Genomic DNA, 14,786 nt, shown 5'->3' on the forward strand with positions numbered 1-14,786 from the left:
TATTGAGGCGCGGTGGCGTCCGGGTCCTGGTGGGCCCCCCGGTCTTCAAAACCGGTGAGGCTGAGCATCTCGGCCTGGCGGGTTCGATTCCCGTCCGCCACCGCCAACTACCGGCAGCGCAAGCCGCCAAAGGAGGAGGGCTGTGGACCAGGCCGATCCGCGGCGCCGGATTCCCCGCACGAACGACCTGCTGGCCTTGCCCGCCGTCGGCCAGGCCCGCACACGGCTGAATGAGAGCGTCATCCGCGACCTCGTCCGGCAGGTCCAGGAGCAGGCCCGGCGCGGTGAACTGCCACCCGGGCAGGTGGAACCAACGTTGATCGCCGCCCTTGAGGCGCGTCACGCAACAACACTGCAGCCGGTGCTCAACGCAACCGGCGTGATCGTCCACACCAACCTCGGGCGGGCACCCCTCTCTGCAGGCGCGGTCGACGCGCTCGTCGCAGCCAGCGGCTACGTGGACGTGGAGCTGAACCTGGCAGACGGAAGCCGCTCGCGCCGCGGTGCCGGTGCCAGGTCGGCACTGCTCGCGGCCTGTCCCGCCGCCGAAGACGCCCTGGTGGTCAACAACGGAGCGGCGGCTCTGGTACTCGCCACCACAGCCTTCGCCGCCGGCCGCGAGGTAGTGGTGAGCCGCGGGGAACTCGTTGAGATCGGTGCAGGCTTCAGGCTGACTGACCTGATGGAGTCCACCGGCGCACGGCTTCGCGAGGTGGGCACCACCAACCGGACCCACCTGCAGGACTACGCCCGGGTCCTTGGCCCGGACACCGGCTGCATCCTGAAGGTCCATCCCAGCAACTTCCGGGTTGACGGATTCACCTCGGCCGTTTCGCTGCGCGAACTGAGCCCGCTGGCACGGGCCAATGCGGTCCCGCTCGTGGCCGACCTGGGCAGCGGTCTATTGGCACCGGACCCGCACCTGCCTGATGAACCTGACGTCGCTTCGGCCTTGGCCGCCGGGGCGGACGTCGTCATCGCCAGCGGAGACAAACTGATGGGCGGACCCCAGGCAGGTTTGCTCCTCGGGCGCAAGGAGATCATCGAGCGGCTGGCCCGCCACCCGCTCGCCCGTGCCGTCCGGGCCGACAAACTGGCCCTAGCCGCCCTCGAGGCGACCGTCGCGGGCGCTGAGCCGCCCGTGGTGCAGTCGCTGCACGCCGACGTCGGACAATTGCGGCGCCGCACCGACCGGCTCGCCGGAGCGCTCGGCGTACCTGTTGTGCCGCATGACGGCAGGGTCGGCGGCGGGGGTGCCCCCGGCTTTCCCCTTCCCGGCTGGGCGCTCCGGCTCCCCGAGGGGCTTGCGGTCCTCCTGCGTACGGGCGACCCTGCGGTGCTGCCTCGCGTCCACGACGGCTCGTGCCTGGTGGATCTGCGCTGCATTCCGGCAGCGGATGACGACCGGGTCCTGGAGGCGATACGCCGGGCCCTTGCAAACCTCGACCTTGCGGACGCGGGCAGGGCGGGCTGAGCAGTGCACGTCATCGCCACCGCCGGGCACGTCGATTCCGGCAAAAGCACGCTGGTCCGCGCCCTGACCGGCATGGAGCCGGACCGCTGGGAAGAGGAGCGGCGCCGCGGACTGACCATCGACCTCGGGTATGCATGGACCACGCTGCCGTCCGGACGGGACGTAGCGTTTGTTGACGTACCGGGCCACGAACGCTTCCTGGGCAACATGCTCGCTGGAATCGGTCCGGCGCCCGTAGTCTGCTTCGTCGTCGCCGCCGATGAGGGTTGGCAGGCACAATCATCCGACCACCGGGACGCCGTGGCCGCGTTGGGCATTGAACACGGCGTTGTTGTCCTCAGCCGGGCGGACCGGGCATCCGATCAGCGGGTTGCCGACGTGCTGGCCCGGACCCGCGTCGAACTGGCCGGAACCGGCCTGAGGGACGCGCCCGCGGTTGTGGTGTCTGCCATCGACGGCACCGGCCTGGCCGAGCTGCGGTCAGCGCTCGACGGCGTACTCGCCAACGTGCCCCATCCCACCACCGATGGGCGGGTTCGGTTGTGGGTGGACCGCTCGTTCACGATCACCGGTTCCGGAACGGTGGTGACCGGAACACTCGCAGCAGGAACCATCGTCCAGGGGGACCGGCTGAGCCTGCTCGGTCTCTTTGGTTCCCGGCCCGTCGTCGTCCGTGGCCTGCAAAGCCGCGACACCTCGTACACCTCGGTAGGGCCCGTCAGCCGGGTCGCGCTGAACCTGCGTGATATTTCCGCCCAGGACGTCCGGCGCGGGGACGCCTTGCTTACCCCGGATGCGTGGCCCAGCACGGGCGTCCTCGGTATCGAGCGGACCACCGGCGTGGCTTATACGGATGTGCCGGAGCAGCTCATGGTCCATGTTGGCACTGCGTCCGTGCCCGCCCGGCTGCGTCCCTTCGGTGCAGACCACGCCCGCCTGGTCCTCGACAGGCACCTGCCGCTCGTCGTCGGAGACAGGTTGGTGCTCCGCGATCCCGGAAGCCGGTCGGTGCTGGGCGGAGCACGCATCCTCGACGCCGATCCACCATCCCTGCGGCGGCGGGGCGACGGCGCCCACTGGGCCGAGCGGCTTGCAACAATGGACCCGGCGGGGGACGTGTTGGGGGAGGTGGCAGCCCGCGGGGTCGTGCAGATGGAGCACCTGCGCCGGCTCGGGCTGCTTTCCTGGCACGACGCCGAGGCACCCTCCGGGGTGCAGGTGATCGATGACTGGTGGGTGCACGCTCCTGTCCTGAAGGCGTGGCAGCACCAGCTGAGGAGCGCAGTCCAGGCGCTGGAAGAGCGCGATCCCCTGACTCCGGGCCTCTCAATGGGCGCGGCCCGCGACCTGCTTCAATTGCCCGACGAAAAATTGCTCTCCCATGTCATCCATGGGGCATCCCTGGAACAGGACGGCGGCCACATCCGGTTGCCCGGCAGCCAGGGGAACCTCGGTGCCGTTGAGGCGGCGGTTGCCGAATTGGAGCGCCGGCTCACGGCGGACGCGTTCCATGCCCCGGACGCCGATGAGCTGGTTGCGTTGGGCTTGGGCGCCCGTGAACTTGCTGCTTCCGAACGCGCGGGACGACTGCTGCGGTTGCGTGACGGGGTGGTACTGCTGCCAACAGCGCCGGCCCTCGCGATGCGCACCCTCGCCGGCCTGGAACAGCCCTTCACCACGAGCCAGGCGCGTCAGGCACTGGGCACGACCCGCCGGGTTGCGGTTCCGCTGCTGGAACATCTCGATTCCCGCGGCTGGACCCAGCGGCTGGACGCGGGTCACCGCAAAGTAGTGCGCTGACCGCAGGCCGCTGCCCGAATGATCCGGCAGAATCCGATGTCAGGCATCGGCTTCCCTCCGCCTTGTCCTGCCCAAGCGTTAGGGTGGTACTCAAGAGAAGGGGAGGGCTAAATGGACCAGCATGAAAGCTACACCGCGCCTGAACCGGAAGCCGTTGGGGCTCCGGTATCCGAGGACCGGCAACCGGTGGCAGGAAGTGGCCGCACAGTGATCTCGGATTCGGCGGTCGCGAAGGTTGCCGGCATTGCCGCCCGGGCTGTTCCGGGCGTCTATTCCCTCGGCTCGGCTCCTTCCCGCGCCCTCGGAGCCATCCGCGACGCCGTTGGCAGCCAGGACCATGCTGCCGGGGTCCGTGCCGAGGTCGGAGAAACGCAAGTGGCCGTGGACATCAATCTTGTAGCCGTCTACGGATACCCTTTGCACGATGTCGCCAACCAGGTCCGCGCGGCCGTCTATCGTGCCGTCGAATCTTTGGTGGGCCTGGAAGTCATTGAGGTCAACGTTGAGATCAACGACGTCTACGTTGCTCCGCCCGTCAAAGCCGGAATAAGGGGCGCGTTACCGGAAAAGGAGCCACTCCAGTGAACTTGACCGTCGTCGGAATCGGGATCGGCGCCTTCGTGGCGTTCATGGCCTTCCAATTCGGGCTGTGGGGTTTTATCATCGCCCTTCTCTTCATGGGCATTGGGGCGCTTCTGGGACGCGCTGCGGAAGGAAAGCTTGACCTGCGCAGCGTGCTGGATGCACTCACCGGCCGCCGCTCGTCATCATGAATTCCACGGCCGAGGCTGTGCAGCCCGCCGTGTACCTGGCCGGCCACAACCGAATCAGCACCCAGGCTCTCACCACTTTGGCCCAAGCGGCCGCGGCGGAGGCGCTTGGGGTCTCGGCGCAGGATGTTCGAGCCGACTGGTCGGACGACGACGGCCTCCTGGCGCTGTCGATTGTCGCCCCGATCCGTGTGCCCTCACTGACGGAAGTGCTCAGGGATCCCCTGCGGGTGGCAGGATACGGTGGAACAGTCTGGGACCGGGCCGTGGCTGCCAAGTCGGCCATTCTCGAACGCGTCACCCAGCTCAGCGGGTCCACCTTGAGCCGCGTGGATATTCGCATCAGCGGCGCACGCGTCAGCGAAGGACCCCGGGTCCGATGAGCCACGCACAGACCCCGCACGCCCGGCGCGGCCACCCGGACGTTGTCCACTCGCAGACGGCCGGCAGCGATACCTCCGGTATTCCGGCACCGGAGACTCCAGGCTCCGGCAACCGGACCGACGTCGGACTGCAGCGCATCCTCAAACGTGAGACCCGCTCCTCCCGCGCGGGGGCGGCGGGCCTCGCCGCGGCCCTGGTGATCGCAGCCTGTATCTATGCCCTCCTCGAATCCGCCTTGCGCGCGATTGGCCAGCCACCGTGGCTCATCGATCCGCAAACAGCTGCCGAACGGCTCACGGCACTGCCGGGAGGGGTTTCCCCCTTGCTGCTCGGTGCCTTGGGCGCAGTCCTGGCCATGGTGGGCCTGATTTTCTTCCTGAACGCGGTCCTGCCCGGCCGAAAGTCCCGTCACCTGCTGGCGGACCCCCGGGCCGGTGTAGTCGTGGACGACGAAGTCATCGCTTCGGCCCTGGCCAAGGCTGCCCGGACGGCCGCCAATGTCACGCAGGAGCAAGTCATGGTGGTGGTTTCGCAGAAGTTGGTTGTGGTCAACGTCCGGCCGACTTCGGGCGTGCCCTTGCACGAGCAACGGGTCCTTACCGCCGTCGAGGATGAACTTCAAAGAATGTCCCCCTCGCCCATGCCGTCAGTCCGGGTCAATGTCGCTGAAACCGGGGTGATCGGGGCATGAACGGTACTCCGCACGTCCTCAACCGGATCCTTATCGGCATCCTTGGCTTGAAGCTGCTGGCGATCGGCATTCTCCTGATACTGCTCGCCACGGTCCCTGCAGTCGGAACTTGGTGGCAAAGCTGGTCCACCGGGCTCTGGGAACACGCCAAGTACCTCGCTGAGCAGACCCGCATTCCAGGGCGCGAGGAAAGCTGGCTTTGGGTCGCCGCGGCAGCCGTGCTTGTTGTGCTGATCGTGCTCATGGTGTCTTGGGTGGCGCAGCAGGGCAAAGGCCGCGCCAACCTCATCGTGTCGGAGTACGACGACGCGCAGACTCCCGGCGAGGTCAATATCGGCGGGAACCTTGCCGAGCAGATGCTCAGAGCCGCGCTCGCGGAACGCACGGACCTTGCGGGCGTGACCGTGGCAACCTATGAAGTCCAAGGCCGTCCCGGACTCCGGATCCGGGTCCAGCCCCGTCAAGGCGTTGCCCCGCACACGCTTGCCGCGGATGTCTCCAGGCTCGTGGAGGCCCTGGACATCGTGGTGGACCGCCGGACTCCCGTCCTCATTCATATCGGGGCCGGCGCGCGGAGCAGGTTCAGCAAGGCCGAGCGCGTTCGTTGAGCTGACCCCCCGGACGCGCGGGAAGCCCTACTTCGCCATCAGGTATGCGCCGCTGTCCGGCGCAATCGAGGCCCCGCCCGAGCCGCCGTCGCTGGAGAGTTCCATCCGGAACCCGGCCGGCACGGGGAGCGCAGCGGCACCCATGTTGACCACAACCAATACGTCCCTGTTGTGGAAGGCAAGGACTCCCGCGGCGGGATCGTGCTCTTCGGCCCACTGGAACGTGCCTGAACCCAGGCGGTGCGCACGGCGGAAAGCCAGAATGGAGCGGTACAGCTCGAGGGTGGAGCCCTCGACGCCGGACTGGACGTCCGCGGCCAGCTCGCCGAACACTTCGGGCTGGGGCAGCCATGGCGCAGCGGGCGCCCGGCCGGCAGCGCCGGCGCCGCCCGTACCGGACGATCCTACGTCCGAGAATCCGAAGCCGGGCTCTGCGGATTTCCAGGGCAGTGGCACGCGGCATCCGTCGCGTCCGCGCTCCACGCCGTTGGTGCGGAAGAACGAGGGATCCTGGCGTGCTTCCGCCGGGAGGGACGTGTGCTCCGGCAGGCCGAGTTCCTCACCCTGGTACAAATAGGCCGAGCCCGGGAGGGCGAAAGACACCATGGAAGCTGCCCGCGCCCGCGCGAGGCCCAGGGCGGCGTCGGGCTGTTCGTCTTCCGCGGCGATTCCCTTGGGGAAGGTGGTGGGATCTGCGAGCCCGAAGCGGCTGGGGTGCCGGACTGTGTCGTGGTTGCTGAGCACCCAAGTGGAGGGCGCCTCGACGGATCCCGCCGCGTCCAGGGAAGACTCAATCGCCACTGCCATCCGCTCCGCGTCCCAGCCAGCAAGGAGGAAATCGAAGTTGAAGGCCTGCTGCATTTCATCCTTGCGGACGTAGCGGGCCAATCGCTCAGCGGGCTCCACCCAGGCCTCGGCAACCAGCATGCGGTCGCCGTCGTATTCGGCCAGGACCTGGTGCCATTCACGGTAGATCTCGTGGACCCCGTCCTGGTCGAAGAAGGGCGACGGCGGGTCCAGCGGTGGCTTGACCTTGTGCTCGACGGCGGTCGCGGCAGCCGCCGTGGTTCCCGCCGCGGTGACAACCGGAAGCCTGGCGGTGTGCGGTTCGACGGCTTCGGTGTGTGCGCCCGGTGCGGATAAACCACCTTCGACCATGGCGGCGGATCCCTCCCAGTCCGGCAATCCGGCTTCCTTGACCAGGCCGTGGGCAACATCCACCCGGAAGCCGTCAACGCCGCGGTCCAGCCAGAAGCGCAGCACCGACCGCATTTCCTCGTGGACCTCGGGGTTCTCCCAGTTGAGATCGGGCTGCGTCGTGTCGAAAAGGTGCAGGTACCACTCGCCGGGAGTGCCGTCGTCGTTGGTCAGGCGCGTCCACGCGGGGCCGCCGAAGATGGATTTCCAATTGTTCGGGGCCAAAGCGCCGTCCCCGGATCCAGGCTTGGAATCTTTGCCCGGGCGGAACATGTAGCGCTCGCGTTCGGGGGAGCCGGGGGAAGCCGCGAGTGCCTCCTGGAACCAGGCGTGGCTGGCCGAGGTGTGGTTGGGGACGAGGTCGACGATCACCTTGATACCCAGTGCGTGTGCCTTCTCCAACATGGCGTCGAAGTCATCCAAGGTGCCGAAGAGGGGATCGACGGCGCGGTAGTCTGCCACGTCGTATCCGGCGTCGGCCTGCGGCGACTTGTAGAACGGGGAGAGCCACACGGCATCCACGCCCAACTCTTGCAGGTAGGGCAGTTTCGCCGTGACCCCGGCAAGATCCCCCATTCCGTCGCCGTTGGCGTCGGCGAATGAGCGCGGATAAATCTGGTAGACGACGGCGCTCGCCCACCACGCGGAATTGTTGGAACCGGGGGTGGGGATCGGGGAGTGCGGCACTGGATTCCTCTCGGCGATATTTTTTGTGTAAACGCTTGCATAACTAGCAGAAAGCTTACTAATGTGAGGCTCACCACATCAACCGCGCTGCGGTAAAAAAGACCTGGTCCACTCATTGAGGAGTTCCCAGCTATGAACACACGCAAGTACCTATTGCCGGCCGCCGTCGCCGGTGTGCTCGCTTTGTCCCTGTCCGCCTGTGGTGGCGGCGGTGGCGGCAGCACGGCCTCAGGCGGGGGAGACGCCGCTGCAAACCTCGACGGCCGCGGACCGATTACTTACGTACAGGGCAAGGACAACAGCAACGTCGTCCGCCCGCTCGTCGATAAGTGGAACGCCGCACACCCGAACGAGAAGGTCACGTTCAAGGAACAGTCGGACGCGGCTGACCAGCAGCACGATGACCTCGTGCAGCACTTCCAGGGCAAGGACGCCAACTACGACGTCGTCGACGTCGACGTCATCTGGACGGCTGAGTTCGCTGCGAAGGGCTGGCTGCAGCCCCTCAAGGACAAGACAAGCTTCGACACCTCGGCCATGCTGCCCGCGACCGTCAAGACGGCCACCTACGGCGGCACCCTCTACGCCGCACCGCAGACCTCCGACGGTGGCTTGCTCTACTACCGCAAGGACCTTGTTCCGAACCCGCCCAAGACCTGGGACGAAATGATGAGCATGTGCTCCATCGCGAAGCAGAACAACATGGGGTGCTACGCCGGCCAGTTCCAGAAGTACGAAGGCCTGACGGTCAACGCCTCTGAGGCGATCAACTCATGGGGCGGCAAGATCGTGGACGACTCCGGCAAGGCAGCGGTCAACTCGGCCGAAGCGAAGACCGGCCTCGGCAAGCTTGTTGACGCCTTCAAGAACGGCAACATCGCGCAGGAGGCAATCACCTACAAGGAAGAGGACAGCCGCACGGCATTCCAGGATGGCAAGCTCCTGTTCCTCCGCAACTGGCCTTACGTCTACAACATCGCGGGCAAGACAGACGGCTCCTCCAAGGTGGCCGACAAGTTCGGCATCGCCCCGCTTCCCGGCAAGTCCGGCCCCGGCGCATCGTCCCTCGGTGGCCACAACCTGGCAATGAGCGTCTACTCCAAGAACAAGGCAACGGCCTTGGACTTCATGAAGTTCATGACCAGTGAGGAAACCGAGAAGTTCTACGCGACGCAGGGCTCGCTGGCTCCCGTCCTCGGCAGCCTGTACACGGACTCGAGCCTGACGTCCAAGCTCGCCTACCTGCCCGTACTCAAGACGTCGATCGAGAACGCCATCCCGCGTCCGGTCACGCCGTTCTACCCGGCCGTAACGAAGGCGGTTGAAGACAACGCCTACGCCGCCCTGAAGGGTGAGAAATCGGTCGATCAGGCGGTGTCCGACATGCAGTCGGCCATCGAAGCCGCCAAGTAGCAAAGCGATGAGCTGATGCTCCGGGCAGCGGAAGCGACGCCCGGAGCATCAGCCTCTCGAAGAGGAGAGACTCCATGTCTACCAAACTGCCGGAACGCGCCAAAGCCGGGGCACCGGCAAAACCACACCAGATGCCGCGCCGCGAGAGCGCGGACCGGAAGCAGGTAACGCAGGGCCGCTGGGCATCCATCTTGCTCGTGCCCACACTCATTTTGCTGGCCGTCGTCATCATCTACCCGGTGGTCAACGCCATCGTGATGTCCTTCCAGAGGGATGCAGGACTCAACCCCGCGACCGGGTTCTTCGAACAGGGAGGCCCGGCCGGATTCGAGAACTACACGCACTGGCTGTTCCAGCAGTGCAACGGGCAGTCCTGCCCGCCCGGGACCCTCGGTTCGCAGTTCTGGAACGCCATGTCCACCACTTTCTTCTTTACCGTGGTGACGGTGGCCCTCGAAACCGTGCTCGGGTTCTGGATGGCGATCATCATGGCCAGGTCCTTCCGCGGACGGAGCGCGGTCCGCGCAGCCGTCCTCGTCCCGTGGGCCATTCCCACGGCAGTCACGGCCAAGCTCTGGTTCTTCATCTTCGCGTTCGACGGAATCGCGAACAAGCTGTTCGGTACCCAGATCCTCTGGACGGGTTCGGAATGGCCTGCCAAGTGGGCGGTCGTCATCTCGGACACCTGGAAGACGACGCCGTTCATGGCCCTCTTGATCCTTGCCGGTCTCCAGCTCATTCCGGATGAGGTCTATGAGGCGGCAAAGGTCGACGGCGCAACCGCCTGGCAGCGCTTCACGCAGATCACGTTGCCGCTCGTCAGGCCTGCGCTCATGGTCGCGATCCTCTTCCGTACGCTGGACGCCCTCCGTATGTTCGACCTGCCGTACATCATGACCCAAGGCGCCAACAACACCACGACGCTTTCGATTCTGGTGGTCGACCAGATCCGCGAAGGGTTTAACAGTGCGGCAGCGCTCTCGACCATCACCTTCATCGTGATCTTCCTGGTCGCGTTCATCTTCGTCCGCTTCCTAGGCGCAAACGCCGTGGGCGCGGCCACCTCCTCGGGAAGGAAGTAACATGGCCGCCACCGCCACGCTTCCCCGCACCGCCCCCGCGCCAGCTCGCCGCAAGGGCTTCGACTGGGGGCAGCTTCGTACCTACGTCTCTGCAGCTGTCATCCTCATCTGGTGCCTCATTCCGGCGTACTGGATGATCGTGACTGCCTTCCGCGACACGGCGTTCACCTTCGATTCGACGTTCTGGCCCACACACGTGACGTGGGACAACTTCGCGACCGTGTTCGACGAGAGCCTCGGCAACCACTTCGGCCGGAACCTGATCAACAGCCTCATCGTGGCAGGAGCAACCACCGCGGTAGCGCTGATAGTCGGCGTATTCGCCGCCTACGCCCTTGCCCGCCTGAACTTCCGGTTCAAGTTCGCAGTCATGGGCTTCATCCTCGGGGCGTCAATGTTCCCGGGCGTCGCGCTTGTGACCCCGCTGTTCCAGCTGTTCACCAACATCGGCTGGATGGGCTCCTACCAGGCGATGATCATCCCGGACATCTCCTTCACCCTGCCGCTCACGGTCTACACGCTGACCTCGTTCTTCCGTGAGATGCCGTGGGAGCTTGAGGAATCGGCACGTATCGACGGGTGCACGCAGGGCCAGGCGTTCCGGAAGATCATCCTTCCCCTCGCCGCGCCCGCAACGTTCACCACCGCGATTCTGGCGTTCATCGGGGCGTGGAACGAGTTCCTCATCGCGAGCCAGCTGTCATCCGATGCAACGCGTCCGGTCACGGTTGCGATCGCATACTTCGCCGGAGCTCAGCCGCACCAGGAACCGTACACCGCCGTTATGGCCGCAGGAACCATTGTCACCATTCCGCTCGTGATCCTCGTGCTGGTGTTCCAGCGAAAGATCGTGGCCGGCCTGACTGCGGGCGCCGTCAAGTGACAGCAAAGGCGCACGACGGCGACGCGCACCATCCCGAGTTGCGCAGGGTCCGTTCGGGCGAGGAACTGGACATAGTGCTTGGCCTCCTCGGTTTCTGGGCCTTGGTCCTCCTGGTCGTGACCGTCAGCGCGGAACTCACGGCCCAGCCCGCATTGGGCTGGGCCCTGGGCCTGCTGGCAACATTGCTGGCCATGTGGGGGGTGCTCCGGCTCCGCCGTCGACTTCCTGCTCGAACATCCAGGCGCCTCAGTTAGCGCCCGATCGAAACAAATCGCGCGGAATCGGCTAAGGGTCACCCGGCGGAATACGCTGGTTGCTTGCCGTCCGGGAAGGGAATCCTCGGCTTCCGCACGGGATCAATGAGGGGGCTAGAGTGGCAAAAAGCGAACGGTCCCAGCGTGGCGGCCACGCCGGAGCCAGCATCGAGGATGTCGCGCAGGCCGCGGGCGTTTCCACCGCCACCGTTTCCCGCGCAGTGCGCGGCCTTCCCCGGGTATCTCCTGATACCCGGGAAAAGATCCTAAGGGTCGCGGGAGAACTTGGATACGTGGCGTCGTCGTCGGCTTCGGGACTGGCAACCGGACGTACCAGGACGATCGGTGTCCTGGCCCCCTACGTGGACCGTTGGTTCTTCTTCAAGGCGATCGAGGGAGTAGACCGCGAGCTTCACTCCCGCGGCTACAACCTGTCCCTGTTCAACCTGGGTGGGCAGCGCGGAGCGCGGGAACGGCTTTTCAGCAAGACCATGGTCTACAAGCAGATCGACGCCCTCCTGGTGCTTTGTATGTCCCTGACGCCCGAGGAAATCGCCGATCTCCAAAGGATCGAAATCCCCTTGGTGATTGTCGGCGGTCCAGTGGAAGATTGCCCCAGCATCGGCATCGACGATTACGCTGCGTCGGTGGAAGCCACCATGCACCTGTTGAACCTTGGCCACCGGGAGATCGCGCTGCTCCACGGCCAGGACGATTCCGACCTGAACTTCACGGTGCCGCGGCTGCGCGTTGACGGCTTCACCGATGCCATGACGAGCGCAGGATTCTCGATGCCTCCGGAATGGGACATTTTCGGGAACTTCACGGTGGGCAGCGGCCAGGAAGCCTTCGACGAGCTCTGGAGCAAACCGGGACCCAAGCCGACGGCGATCTTCTGCGCTTCCGACGAAATGGCCATGGGGGCCATGTTGCAGGCGCGCCGCCGCGGCGTCCGGGTACCGGAAGAACTGTCCATCATCGGCATTGACAACCATGAATTCGCCGAGGCAATGGGGCTGACAACCGTGGCCCAGGACCCCGTTGAACAAGCCCAGCTGGGCACGCGCATGCTCTTGGACGAATTGGCCGGGGTCGCGGGTTCCGTTCGGTCCATGAAGGCAGCCCACCGGCTCATCGTGCGGGAAACCACCGGTCCGCCCCGGCCGAAGGACTGACCCAGCCCTGAGCACTGAGTTGTGGGTTAGGAAGCCCGGGCCAACTGCCTGATGGGGATCCAGCGGGAAGCCAGCCTGCGATAAGCCGCGGCCGCTCCTGTCATGTCGCCCTCGGCAAGGCATTCGATGCCGAGCCGGACATCCATCGGGGAATCGTCCGGGTACACCTTGTCCGCCACTGCGCCGTAGTCCAGCTCGACCATTGACTGCACATGGAACAACTCGAGCCACTCGGTGAGCTGGGTGAGGTCGTCCAACATGTCCAGGTCCGGGGCGGCCAAGGCAAGGTTGGCTACTGCAAAGCGTGCCCGATCCAAGGCATCCGTCAGCGAGGCCCACACCCTGACGGTCAGGATGCGCCCGCCCGATTCCACGACGTCCTTGCGGTCCGACTCCTGGAACAGCGAGAACCAGCTGAAGGGGATCCCCCAGGTGGAGGCCCGTGTGTGCACCCGCTTCGCGTCGTGGCTGGCGTTGATGCGGTCGATGCGCGCCTGATGCCGGTCGCGCTGGTCCACGGGGATGAGCAGGTCCGCGAGCGGTCCGTGGATGCCTTCCATGAGGGCATTGGCCGCCAATCCTGCCCGGATGACCAGCTGGCTAGGGCAGTAAAGCAGCCGCCCGGCGTCGGGGTCGTTCCGGTCTCCGGAAGGAACCCGGGTGATGCGGACCAGATCGGTGCTGCCGGTGGGGAAAGGGTCCCCGCCCTTGCGTGTGACCCGTCCGAGGGAAGCGAGCAGCTCGGCATTTTCGACGGCGTCCCGCGAGCCGCTCCGGGTGCCGCTCGCCACGAGCTGCTGCCGCTGGTCTTCGGGGAACGCTTCGAGCGGCTCGTAGACGCGCAACGCTGAAGAGAAGGGCAGTCCTGCTTGGCTCCCATATAGCTTTCCGCTCATAACGGGCCCGCCTCCTCAGTCATTGTTGCCCTCAGTCCGTCAGTTCCACGATCACGGGAGCATGGTCCGAGGCGCCCTTGCCCTTGCGCTCCTCGCGGTCGATCGACGCGCCGGTGACGCGGGCGGCGAGCGCGGGGGAGCCCAGGACGAAGTCGATGCGCATGCCTTCCTTCTTCGGGAAGCGCAATTGCGTGTAGTCCCAGTAGGTGTAGACGCCGGGACCCGGGGTGTACTGGCGTGCGAGGTCGGTAAAGCCGGCTGCTTCGAACGCATGGAAGGCTTCGCGCTCGGGGTCGCTGACGTGGGTCATGGCGTTCGCCCGGAAGAAGTCGATGTCCCACACGTCCTCGTCGAACGGCGCGATGTTCCAGTCGCCCATGAGGGCCACCTGAGCCTCGGGGTTCTCCATGATCCAGCTGGCGGCGTGGCCCTTGAGGGTATCCAGCCATTTGAGCTTGTACGGCATGTGTTCGTCGTCCAAGGAGCGCCCGTTGGGCACGTACAGGCTCCAGATCCGCATGCCGCCGCAGGTTGCTCCTATGGCGCGGGCCTCCTGGACCGGGTCTTTTCCGGCCTTGCCGAAGACCGGCTGGTCAACGAAGGTGCGTTCGACGTCGTCGAGCCCCACACGCGAGGCGATTGCCACGCCGTTCCACTGGCTCACGCCAAAGTGGGCAACCTCGTAGCCCATGCGTTCGAAGAGCTCCCACGGAAAGTTCTCGTCCTTGCATTTGGTTTCCTGCATGGCGAGGACATCGCAGTCGCTGCGCTCAAGCCAAGCCTCGACGCGGTCGGCACGTGCGCGGAGCGAGTTCACATTCCAGGTAGCTATCTTCACAGCCACTAACTTACCGAACTTGGGCCGCGGCGCATCCCCTCGGGGCGGATTGCTGCCTCGCTAATGGGCGAGCATCACCGAAGAGGAGGCACGCCTGCGCAGCCGGACGCCGGAAGTGATCAAGAGGATGCCGGCAACCACCGAATACGTCGCGAGCAGGGCCACGACCCCCAAAAAACCCAGCCCGGGATTGAGCAATACCCAAACCCCGAACGCGGTGGTGACGAAGCCGGTGGCCATCCAGGACCACCAACGCGGGACGTTCGCGCGGGCGTCCATCGCCAAGATGATTTGCGACACGCCCAGGAGAAGGGCCCAGGCCCCAATGAGCACGCCCAGCGCCGCCGCCGTGATGCCCGGCCAGGCGACCGCCACAAGTCCGGTGGCCACCGAGATGGTCCCGCCGACCATGGTCCAGCGGGAATGGCGCGCCGGATCGTAGAAGTAGTGGGCCATGTCGGTCAGGCCGTCGGTGATGGCGTAGACGCCGAAAACATAGACGAGTGCAAAGACGGTTGCGACCGGTAGGGACGCAATCAAAAGGCCGAGGAAAATGGCCAGGACTCCCCGGAACAGAAGTGCCGTTCCGGAATGCTTGAACAACTTGCGCCCTGCTGCGTCGGACATACGGTCA

At 65.7% G+C, this 14,786-nt stretch carries 16 protein-coding genes and 1 tRNA gene; 13 read left to right on the top strand and 4 right to left on the bottom strand.

Translation table 11 applies throughout. The annotated features are described in order from the left end of the window. Positions 1-11 precede the first annotated feature (11 nt). The 8 genes from L0B83_RS11255 to L0B83_RS11290 all read left to right on the top strand — a co-directional run bounded on the left by L0B83_RS11255 (position 12) and on the right by L0B83_RS11290 (position 5,727). A tRNA-Sec gene (locus L0B83_RS11255) sits at positions 12-106 on the top strand. A 36-nt stretch (positions 107-142) separates the two neighbouring features. Further along, positions 143-1,474 (top strand): L-seryl-tRNA(Sec) selenium transferase, encoded by a 1,332-nt coding sequence (gene selA / locus L0B83_RS11260; protein ID WP_234758513.1) that lies wholly within the window; start codon positions 143-145, stop codon positions 1,472-1,474. A 3-nt stretch (positions 1,475-1,477) separates the two neighbouring features. Further along, positions 1,478-3,274: a selenocysteine-specific translation elongation factor gene (gene selB / locus L0B83_RS11265; RefSeq protein WP_234758519.1), complete on the top strand. Its 1,797-nt coding sequence runs from the start codon at positions 1,478-1,480 to the stop codon at positions 3,272-3,274. Between the two features lie 111 nt (positions 3,275-3,385). After that, positions 3,386-3,859: an Asp23/Gls24 family envelope stress response protein gene (locus L0B83_RS11270; RefSeq protein WP_234758521.1), complete on the top strand. Its 474-nt coding sequence runs from the start codon at positions 3,386-3,388 to the stop codon at positions 3,857-3,859. Then, positions 3,856-4,047 (top strand): hypothetical protein, encoded by a 192-nt coding sequence (locus L0B83_RS11275; RefSeq protein WP_234758525.1) that lies wholly within the window; start codon positions 3,856-3,858, stop codon positions 4,045-4,047. Before L0B83_RS11270 ends, L0B83_RS11275 begins: the two co-directional genes overlap by 4 nt. After that, positions 4,044-4,427, top strand: a complete 384-nt coding sequence (locus tag L0B83_RS11280) for a hypothetical protein (RefSeq protein WP_234758526.1) — start codon at positions 4,044-4,046, stop codon at positions 4,425-4,427. The genes L0B83_RS11275 and L0B83_RS11280 overlap by 4 nt, the downstream gene beginning before the upstream one ends. Continuing rightward, positions 4,424-5,119 (top strand): DUF6286 domain-containing protein, encoded by a 696-nt coding sequence (locus L0B83_RS11285; RefSeq protein ID WP_234758528.1) that lies wholly within the window; start codon positions 4,424-4,426, stop codon positions 5,117-5,119. Before L0B83_RS11280 ends, L0B83_RS11285 begins: the two co-directional genes overlap by 4 nt. Then, the gene (locus L0B83_RS11290; protein ID WP_234758530.1) at positions 5,116-5,727 is read left to right on the top strand and encodes a hypothetical protein; all 612 of its coding nucleotides are present in this window, start codon (positions 5,116-5,118) and stop codon (positions 5,725-5,727) included. The genes L0B83_RS11285 and L0B83_RS11290 overlap by 4 nt, the downstream gene beginning before the upstream one ends. Positions 5,728-5,754: 27 nt before the next feature. Here the strand turns inward: L0B83_RS11290 and L0B83_RS11295 are convergent, their stop codons facing one another. Next, positions 5,755-7,611 carry a glycoside hydrolase family 13 protein gene (locus tag L0B83_RS11295; RefSeq protein ID WP_372461189.1) on the bottom strand — a complete coding sequence of 619 codons (1,857 nt, stop codon included), beginning with the start codon at positions 7,609-7,611 and terminating at the stop codon, positions 5,755-5,757. A gap of 132 nt (positions 7,612-7,743) precedes the next feature. On the opposite strand from L0B83_RS11295, the gene L0B83_RS11300 reads away from it, so the two are divergent. The 5 genes from L0B83_RS11300 to L0B83_RS11320 all read left to right on the top strand — a co-directional run bounded on the left by L0B83_RS11300 (position 7,744) and on the right by L0B83_RS11320 (position 12,418). Then, a complete protein-coding gene (locus L0B83_RS11300; RefSeq protein WP_234758532.1) occupies positions 7,744-9,024 on the top strand; it encodes an ABC transporter substrate-binding protein in 1,281 nt (426 codons plus the stop codon). Between the two features lie 131 nt (positions 9,025-9,155). Next, positions 9,156-10,106 (top strand): carbohydrate ABC transporter permease, encoded by a 951-nt coding sequence (locus tag L0B83_RS11305; protein ID WP_234758610.1) that lies wholly within the window; start codon positions 9,156-9,158, stop codon positions 10,104-10,106. A 1-nt stretch (position 10,107) separates the two neighbouring features. Next, on the top strand, positions 10,108-10,989 hold the full coding sequence (locus L0B83_RS11310; RefSeq protein WP_234758533.1) for a carbohydrate ABC transporter permease: 882 nt from the start codon (positions 10,108-10,110) through the stop codon (positions 10,987-10,989). After that, positions 10,986-11,243: a hypothetical protein gene (locus tag L0B83_RS11315; protein ID WP_234758534.1), complete on the top strand. Its 258-nt coding sequence runs from the start codon at positions 10,986-10,988 to the stop codon at positions 11,241-11,243. The genes L0B83_RS11310 and L0B83_RS11315 overlap by 4 nt, the downstream gene beginning before the upstream one ends. Positions 11,244-11,362: 119 nt before the next feature. Further along, positions 11,363-12,418, top strand: a complete 1,056-nt coding sequence (locus L0B83_RS11320) for a LacI family DNA-binding transcriptional regulator (RefSeq protein WP_234758536.1) — start codon at positions 11,363-11,365, stop codon at positions 12,416-12,418. A 26-nt stretch (positions 12,419-12,444) separates the two neighbouring features. Here the strand turns inward: L0B83_RS11320 and L0B83_RS11325 are convergent, their stop codons facing one another. From L0B83_RS11325 to L0B83_RS11335, 3 genes are read right to left on the bottom strand one after another with little or no spacing between them, the layout of a single operon-like run. Continuing rightward, positions 12,445-13,314, bottom strand: a complete 870-nt coding sequence (locus tag L0B83_RS11325; RefSeq protein WP_234758538.1) for a DUF8083 family protein — start codon at positions 13,312-13,314, stop codon at positions 12,445-12,447. A gap of 31 nt (positions 13,315-13,345) precedes the next feature. Further along, positions 13,346-14,152 carry an exodeoxyribonuclease III gene (locus L0B83_RS11330; RefSeq protein WP_234758539.1) on the bottom strand — a complete coding sequence of 269 codons (807 nt, stop codon included), beginning with the start codon at positions 14,150-14,152 and terminating at the stop codon, positions 13,346-13,348. 60 nt (positions 14,153-14,212) lie between these two features. Continuing rightward, complete coding sequence (locus tag L0B83_RS11335) at positions 14,213-14,779, bottom strand: HdeD family acid-resistance protein (protein WP_234758540.1); 567 nt, start codon at positions 14,777-14,779, stop codon at positions 14,213-14,215. Positions 14,780-14,786 lie beyond the last annotated feature (7 nt).

Source organism: Arthrobacter alkaliphilus (assembly GCF_021483235.1).
Lineage (GTDB): Bacteria > Actinomycetota > Actinomycetes > Actinomycetales > Micrococcaceae > Arthrobacter > Arthrobacter alkaliphilus.